The following is an 8,020-nucleotide window of genomic DNA, read 5'->3' on the forward strand; positions in this document are numbered from 1 at the left end:
GTCAGCGCCAGCCCGGCAGCGAGCTGGGCGAACTTCACCTGCGCGGCCGGGCTTGCGCCATCCGGATCGTAGAACAGCGCGCCGGTCGCGCTGTCGTACACGACCTGCGCCGCGTTGTTGGCCGTCGCCGCCGTCCCGATCACCAGCGACACCGACGCGCCGAAGCCGCCGAACACGCTCCGGCTCAGCCCGATCCAGTCCTCCGCCACGGCGAAGTCGGCGATCCGGTCGACGTTGCTCGTGGCATTCAGCGCGCTCTCGAACACGAAGGTGTCGCGCCCCGCCTCGCCGTGCAGCACGTCGTTGCCCGCGCCGCCGACCAGGCGGTCGTCGCCGGCGCCGCCCGCGACGAGATCGTCGCCGCTGCCGCCCTCGAGCCAGTCGTTGCCGGCGCCGCCCCACAGGGTGTCATGGCCATCCGCCCCGGCCAGGATGTCGTTGCCGCCCTGGCCGTTGAGCTCGTTGGCCTCGGCCGAGCCGTAGACCGTGTCGTTCCCTGAGCCGCCGAGCACGTTCTCGAAGCCGCTGATCACGTCGCCCGCCGCCTGGCCGGCCGTATAGCCGGTGCGCAGGTCGACGAGAGCCCCGTCCGCGCCGCCATAGACCAGCGTGTCGGTGCCATCGCCGCCGCTCAGCGTGTCGGCACCCGCGCCGCCGCTGATCAAGTCGTTGCCGGCGTAGCCATGAATGAGGTCGTTGCCATTGCCGCCGAAAAGGAACTCAGAACCCGAACTGCCGTAGGTCGTGTCATTGCCCGAAGATCCGAAGTTCATACGAACCGTAAAGCTCGACACCTCTCCTGCCGGCTCGATGGCATTTCCTCCGACTCCGCCCGCATAAACGACGTTGTCGCCAGGGTGAATGTGGCCATCCGAGAAATGCTCGCCGCGAGATTCAACAAGAAAAGAATATGTCCAGATATCGGACTTACCATAGAGCAACATGTCGAGATTATACTCCAGGCGGAGCAATTCTCTCTGCATCGAACTGAGGTCACCTGGCATCGTAACCGGCGCGTAAATCTTGATATCGATATAGATGTCGTTGCCGTACTCATCCTCCATGCCGGCATCAACACCGCCCTCGTTATTATCTGAATAATCCTGTGTACCCGGGGCGGTCTGTGTATCGATCGATTGGTCGGAAGGATGCATCACGATCGGATACGAAGAACCCGTTCCCGAGCCGCCGGTGACGTTTCCCGTGATCGTGCCTCCTGTACCGGTTCCTCCGTATTGGATGCCCCCACCACCGCTGTTGTTGAAGAAGGCGTCAAGTGCCTGCTCAATGCTGAAGGTCATGAACTGTTATCCTTTACGTTCGACGCGGTGTTTTGGGACATCGGAAGATCCCGATCCAACACCAGTTCATAAAACGTTATAACTTCTCATATGTCTTTCTAGCGAAACTAAGTTGCATTTCTACAAGCCAACGAGCTTTCCAGTTGCGCGACGTTACGTGATCGACGGCGGCTTTCCGTACCCGCTGACCAGCCCTTCCCTCATTTTGTCTAATTGCTTTCTCGGCGGACCGTGCCGGTCGGCATGTTTCACTGGGCATTAGCTGTAACGATTCTCGATCTAAAGGTGGGAACCTCGCCAGACATCGGCTCGATTCCTCTAAACAATCGTCCTGCGCCGAGACATATCGACCGAATCTGTCCCGCCCCCCCGAGTCGCACCCTTATTCCGCGCCATCCGTCGACGAGAGGGGCGCAACCTGCGCGCGTCTCGATTCTCACGCTGAGTCGCCGAGCCCTCGAACGGTGTTTCCTTGGATCTGGGCCATTTCCCGCCCCTGCCGGCACGTTATGGTCCAACCCATCAACATGATGCGCCGGCACAACATCTCGTCTGATTTCGAGCCGCCTCCGAGCCGGCGAAGCTTGGCCGGAGAAAAATCTCTGAAAGGATTCTCAGAGGAGTCTCCAAGGCTTAGCCAGTTTTCCACATTCTTAACACTTCTCCACTATATATAGTTGGAACCGCGGGCCACGACACAAGTTCTTGACGTAAGGCTCGCAACACGACTAGCTTGCCGGGGTACCGATCAGAGACCGGCGGCCGACCTGAAAAGGGCGGCTGAAACCTCCCCAGAGTAAGCGTCAGAGCTCCGTGGCAACGCGTTGCCGCGCGGCCCTTGGCGTCTGCAGGAGGTCCGTAACTCGGGCGGTTGCGTGTGGCGGTCCGCAAAACGGATCGTTGGGGCGTCGAACAAAAATTTGGGCTGATGAGCTGCGGGGCAAAATCGCGGCCAGGAGACTTTTTGTCTCCATACTTGGGAAAATCACTATGCGGATCGAGCGGCGTTATACGAAAACCGGCCAGTCGCCTTATTCCTCCCTCGCCTTCCGGCTCGCCACGAGCGAGATCCGCAACCCGGATGGCTCCGTCGTCTTCAAGCTCGAGAACATCGAGGTGCCTGAGACCTGGAGCCAGGTCGCGTCCGACGTGCTGGCCCAGAAGTATTTCCGTAAAGCGGGCGTGCCGGCCCGCCTGAAGAAGGTGGAGGAGAACGACGTTCCCTCCTGGCTGTGGCGCTCCGTGGCCGACGAGGCCGCCCTCGCCTCCCTGCCGGAAGACCAGCGATTCGGCTCCGAGATTTCCTCCAAGCAGGTCTTCGACCGCCTCGCCGGCTGCTGGACCTATTGGGGCTGGAAGGGCGGCTACTTCTCCTCCGAGGAAGACGCCCAGGCCTTCTACGACGAGCTGCGCTACATGCTCGCCAACCAGATGGTGGCGCCCAACTCCCCGCAATGGTTCAACACCGGCCTGCACTGGGCCTACGGCATCGACGGTCCCGGCCAGGGCCACTATTACGTGGATTACAAGACCGGCAAGCTGACCAAGTCCAAGTCGGCCTACGAGCACCCGCAGCCGCATGCCTGCTTCATCCAGGGCGTCGAGGACGATCTGGTGAACGAGGGCGGCATCATGGACCTGTGGGTCCGCGAGGCGCGTCTGTTCAAGTACGGCTCCGGCACCGGCTCCAACTTCTCGAAGCTGCGCGGCGAGGGTGAAAAGCTCTCCGGCGGCGGCCGCTCGTCGGGCCTCATGAGCTTCCTCAAGATCGGCGACCGGGCGGCCGGCGCGATCAAGTCGGGCGGCACCACGCGCCGCGCGGCCAAGATGGTCGTGGTCGACGTCGATCACCCGGACATCGAGAGCTACATCGACTGGAAGGTGAAGGAGGAGCAGAAGGTCGCAGCCCTCGTGACCGGCTCCAAGCTCGGCAACAAGCACCTCAAGGCCATCATGAAGGCCTGCGTGAACTGCGAGGCCGAGGGCGATGCCTGCTTCGATCCGGAGAAGAACCCGGCCCTGAAGAAGGAAATCAAGCTCGCGCGCCGGGTCATGATCCCGGACAACTACATCAAGCGCGTCATCCAGTTCGCCAAGCAGGGCTACACCGACATCGACTTCCCGATCTACGACACGGATTGGGATTCGGACGCCTACCTCACGGTCTCGGGCCAGAACTCCAACAACTCCGTCTCGCTCACCGACGACTTTTTGCGCGCGGTGGAAAATGACGCGGACTGGCACCTCAAGGCCCGCAAGGACGGCAAGGTCCTGAAGACCCTGAAGGCCCGCGACCTGTGGGAGCAGATCGGCCACGCCGCCTGGGCGTCGGCGGATCCCGGCCTGCACTTCAACACCACCATGAACGACTGGCACACCAGCCCCGCCGGTGGCCGCATCCGGGCGTCGAACCCGTGCTCGGAATACATGTTCCTGGACGACACGGCGTGCAATCTCGCTTCCGCGAACCTGCTGCAGTTCTTCGACCGCCAGAACCACAAGTTCGACGCCGGCTCGTTCGAACATGCCTGCCGCCTGTGGACCGTGGTGCTCGAAATCTCGGTGATGATGGCGCAGTTCCCCTCGAAGGAGATCGCGCAGCTCTCCTACGAGTACCGCACGCTCGGCCTCGGCTTCGCCAATATCGGCGGCCTGCTCATGACCATGGGCCTTCCTTACGACTCCGACGCGGGCCGTGCCCTCGGCGGCGCGATCACGGCGATCATGACCGGCGTGTCCTATGCGACCTCCGCCGAGATGGCGGGCGAGCTCGGGCCGTTCCCGAACTACAAGGCCAACGCGAAGCACATGCTGCGCGTGATCCGCAACCACCGCCGCGCGGCGCATGGGCAGGCGGAAGGCTATGAGAGCCTTGCCGTCAATCCGGTCCCGCTCGATCACGCCTCCTGCCCGGACGCCGATCTCGTCGCCCATGCGAAGGCCGCCTGGGACCGCGCCCTGGAACTCGGCGAGACGAACGGCTACCGCAACGCGCAGGCCACCGTGATCGCGCCCACCGGCACGATCGGCCTCGTGATGGATTGCGACACCACCGGCATCGAGCCCGACTTCGCGCTCGTGAAGTTCAAGAAGCTCGCCGGCGGCGGCTACTTCAAGATCATCAACCGGGCCGTTCCCGACGCGCTGCGGACCTTGGGCTATCGCGAATCGGAGATCGCCGAGATCGAGGCCTATGCGGTCGGCCACGGCTCCATGAAGCAGGCGCCCGCCATCAACCCCGGCTCGCTCCGTGCGAAGGGCTTCACGGACGAGAAGATCGACGCGGTGGAGAAGGGCTTGCGTTCAGCCTTCGACATCAAGTTCGTCTTCAACCGCTGGACCCTCGGCGAGGACTTCCTCACCGGCACGCTCAAAGTGCCGGCGGAAAAGCTCAACGATCCGTCCTTCGACCTGCTCTCTTACTTAAGCTTCTCGAAGGCCGACATCGAGGCCGCGAACATCCACATCTGCGGAGCGATGACGCTGGAAGGCGCGCCGCACCTCAAGACCGAGCACTACGCGGTGTTCGATTGCGCCAATCCCTGTGGCAAGATCGGCAAGCGCTATCTCTCGGTCGAGAGCCACATCCGCATGATGGCGGCCTCGCAGCCCTTCATCTCGGGCGCGATCTCCAAGACGATCAACATGCCCAACGACGCCACCGTCGAGGATTGCAAGAACGCCTACATGCTGTCCTGGAAGCTGGCGCTCAAGGCGAACGCCCTCTACCGCGACGGCTCCAAGCTCTCGCAGCCGCTGAACTCCGCCCTCATCGCCGATGAGGACGAGGATGCGGAGGACGCCGCCGAGACGGTCGCCGCCATGCCGGCCGCCGCAAAAGCCGCCCACGTGTCGGAAAAGATCGTGGAGAAGATCGTCGAGCGCGTGGTGGCCCTGCGCGACCGCGAGAAGATGCCCGACCGCCGCAAGGGTTACACGCAGAAGGCCGTCGTCGGCGGCCACAAGGTGTACCTGCGCACGGGCGAATACGACGACGGACGCCTCGGCGAGATCTTCATCGACATGCACAAGGAAGGCGCCGCCTTCCGGGCCATGATGAACAACTTCGCCATCGCGATCTCGCTCGGGCTGCAATACGGCGTGCCGCTGGAGGAATACGTGGAGGCCTTCACCTTCACGCGCTTCGAGCCGGCCGGCTTCGTCCAGGGCAACGAGCGCATCAAGTCCGCGACCTCGATCCTCGACTACGTGTTCCGCGAGCTCGCGGTCTCGTATCTCTCCCGCAACGACCTCGCCCACGTGGACCCGTCGGAAGCAGGCCCCACCACCATCGGCCAGGGTGAAGCCCAGTCGAAGGCGCCGGAGCCCGCTCCTGCCACGGCCGTCGTGTCCCGCGGCTTCACCCGCGGCTCCGTCGACCGCCTCATGCTGATCCCCGGCGGGGCCAGCCAGCCGCAGCGCATCGGCGGCCTGACGGCCGGCGCGAACGCCCTCAAGGGCGAACTCGCCCAGCCCGCCGTGCAGGTGGAGGAGAAGGTCGGCGAAGCCGAAATGTCCAGGCTCGCCTTCGCAGCCCCCGCCCCGTCGGTCGCCGACCGGCGCGCCGAGGCCAAGATGAAGGGCTATGTGGGCGAAGCCTGCCCCGAATGCGCGAACTTCACGCTGGTGCGGAACGGGACATGCTTGAAGTGCGATACCTGCGGCAGCACGACGGGTTGCAGCTGAACCCAGGCCCATACAACCATTAGCATCTCTATCGTCCGCCTCGTAAGAGGCGGACGATCTTCTTAGAACAATAATAGTGACTAAGAATGCCGGGGGCTTAGCATGATTGAGGGGATAAACGTTCGAAACGTCGCAACCTACGACGTGAAAGGTCAGTCTCTTCAGGCTTTCAAAGCAGTAAACTATCTGTATGGAGCTAATGGCTCCGGCAAGACTACAATCTCTCGGCTACTTGCTGATAGCTCAAAATTCACGGACTGCGAAGTAAAATGGGCAGGAATGATGCCCATTAACTGCTTAGTCTATAATCAAGATTTTGTTGAAGCCAACCTCCACTCCCATATTCCAGGTATTTTTACTCTTGGAACTGAAGACGCCTCACTACTCGAAGCCGTTGAGACGGCTAACCATTCCTATTCACCAGAGTTTGCTGCATTGACCTGATTTGCGGCGAGGCGAGCCAATCCGTTGCGTCTCTTTCACCGCAGCGAGGTCTGGCACGTGGGGAACGCGTTGGCAGGGGCAGGATAGAGCGATCAGGGCGATGGCGGCCCCGTCTCTCAGGGCGAGGCTGCTCGCGGGCTGGGCAGGAGTGTCGCCGCTACGGCGCGGAAGAGGTCAGCGTCCGGGCAGCCGGAGGCGAAGGCCAGTCGGATGCGGCTCGCCGTTTCCTGCACCCGCACGGCGATCTTGAGCAGGCGCAACCGCAGCGTGGCGAACTCAGCCCGGGCGAGATCGCGTGCAGCCGGGATCGCCTCCCGCACCGCCAGCATCAGCCAGTAGGCGGCCGTGTGCAGCACCAGCCGAACTTGGTTGGCCACCGCGCGCCGGCACGAGGTTCGGTCGGACGCGAGGTGCGCCTTGTGGAACTTGATCCAGTTCTCGGCTTGGCCCCTGGCACAATATAGGCTCTCATAGATGACCCGCGCGCTGGTCCCGATCAGGTTGGTGACCACACAGCGGATGTCGAGCCCCAGGCGGGTGGCTTCGATGCGGGCGATCGCGCGACGCTCGCACGACCAACTCTTGGCCCGGTGTGTCGTCTCGGCAAAGCCACGCACGACCTCGCAGTCGTCCACCGCCCGCTGGGTGCGCACCGCATCCGCCTCGTTCTGGACTTTGGCGGTGAGCGGCCGGGTGCCGGCCAGCCCGAACAGATAGCTGACGCCGTTCTGCTCGCAGAAGTCCATGGCCTCGGGGCGGGCATAGTGACTGTCGCCGCGGATCGTGATCTGCGTGAGAGGCCAACGTGTGCGGATGCGGCGCACGAGGCGTCGCAAGTAAGCCCGCACCTCACGGCCGGAGGGCGTCTTGCCCGGCCGCAGCACGATCGCCACCGGGCGGCCGGTGCTGTCATAGACATGGATCGGCAGAAAGCAGCGCTCGTCATAGTGCGCGTTGAACAAGGACAGTTGCTGGTGCCTATGCACCACGTCGCAGGTGTCGTCGATGTCCAGCACCACTCCGTCAGGGGGCGTGACATAGCTGTCCATCCACTGATCGACCAGAGCATAGGTCAACCGGATCGCATCGCGGATCGTCGGCGCATTCTCCAGCCGCGAGAGGGTCGGCTGCGAGGCCAGATCCGCTCCAGTCTCCGGCAGGTGCCCGCAGGCGAGCTTGAACGCCGGATCGGCGCGCAGCGGGCCGAAGTCATTGCAGTCCTCATAGCCACACGCGATGGCGAAGATGCGGGCGCGGAGCATGTCTGTGATCGCGTGCGTCACGCGGACGGGATCGCGCCGATCCGGGATGAAGCCGGCGAGCCGCTCGGCGATGCCAAGGCGGCGCTCGGCCTGGGCCAGAAGCATGACGCCGCCGTCGGACGACAAGCGCCCGCCGTCGAACGCGGCGGTGATCTTCTTGCGGGACACGGCTGGAAACGGGAAGGTGGCAGGTGTATCGTCCGGCATGGCGGGTGTGGCAGCCTCGAACGGAGAGCAGGATCGGCTTCAGCAACCAAATCCTACGCTGCTTCAAGTGCTTAAGCTACATCCGCCAGCCCTCATCCCTCTTCCGATGCATAAGAACGG

Annotated in this window: 4 protein-coding genes; 2 read left to right on the plus strand and 2 right to left on the minus strand. The window is 63.2% G+C overall.

The window, feature by feature from the left end; genetic code table 11:
• On the minus strand, nucleotides 1-1,301 hold a 1,301-nt coding region (locus DDF70_RS34505; protein WP_162820884.1), incomplete at its 3' end, for a calcium-binding protein.
• A gap of 990 nt (nucleotides 1,302-2,291) precedes the next feature.
• Here DDF70_RS34505 and DDF70_RS34510 point away from each other — a divergent pair.
• Together DDF70_RS34510 and DDF70_RS34515 are read left to right on the plus strand one after the other, a co-directional pair.
• The gene (locus DDF70_RS34510; RefSeq protein WP_114949054.1) at nucleotides 2,292-5,987 is read left to right on the plus strand and encodes a vitamin B12-dependent ribonucleotide reductase; all 3,696 of its coding nucleotides are present in this window, start codon (nucleotides 2,292-2,294) and stop codon (nucleotides 5,985-5,987) included.
• A 102-nt stretch (nucleotides 5,988-6,089) separates the two neighbouring features.
• Nucleotides 6,090-6,431: an AAA family ATPase gene (locus DDF70_RS34515; protein WP_114949055.1), complete on the plus strand. Its 342-nt coding sequence runs from the start codon at nucleotides 6,090-6,092 to the stop codon at nucleotides 6,429-6,431.
• Between the two features lie 116 nt (nucleotides 6,432-6,547).
• On the opposite strand, the gene DDF70_RS34520 is transcribed toward DDF70_RS34515, so the two are convergent.
• Nucleotides 6,548-7,900, minus strand: a complete 1,353-nt coding sequence (locus DDF70_RS34520; protein ID WP_114946366.1) for an IS1380 family transposase — start codon at nucleotides 7,898-7,900, stop codon at nucleotides 6,548-6,550.
• Between the last annotated feature and the right edge of the window lie 120 nt (nucleotides 7,901-8,020).

Source organism: Microvirga calopogonii (assembly GCF_003347665.1).
Lineage (GTDB): Bacteria > Pseudomonadota > Alphaproteobacteria > Rhizobiales > Beijerinckiaceae > Microvirga > Microvirga calopogonii.

Excerpts from the sequence above, each read along its gene's own strand:
- DDF70_RS34510 (WP_114949054.1), top strand. The coding sequence starts at position 2,292 with ATGCGGATCGAGCGGCGTTATACGAAAACCGGCCAGTCGCCTTATTCC.
- DDF70_RS34515 (WP_114949055.1), top strand. The coding sequence starts at position 6,090 with ATGATTGAGGGGATAAACGTTCGAAACGTCGCAACCTACGACGTGAAA.
- DDF70_RS34520 (WP_114946366.1), bottom strand. The coding sequence starts at position 7,900 with ATGCCGGACGATACACCTGCCACCTTCCCGTTTCCAGCCGTGTCCCGC.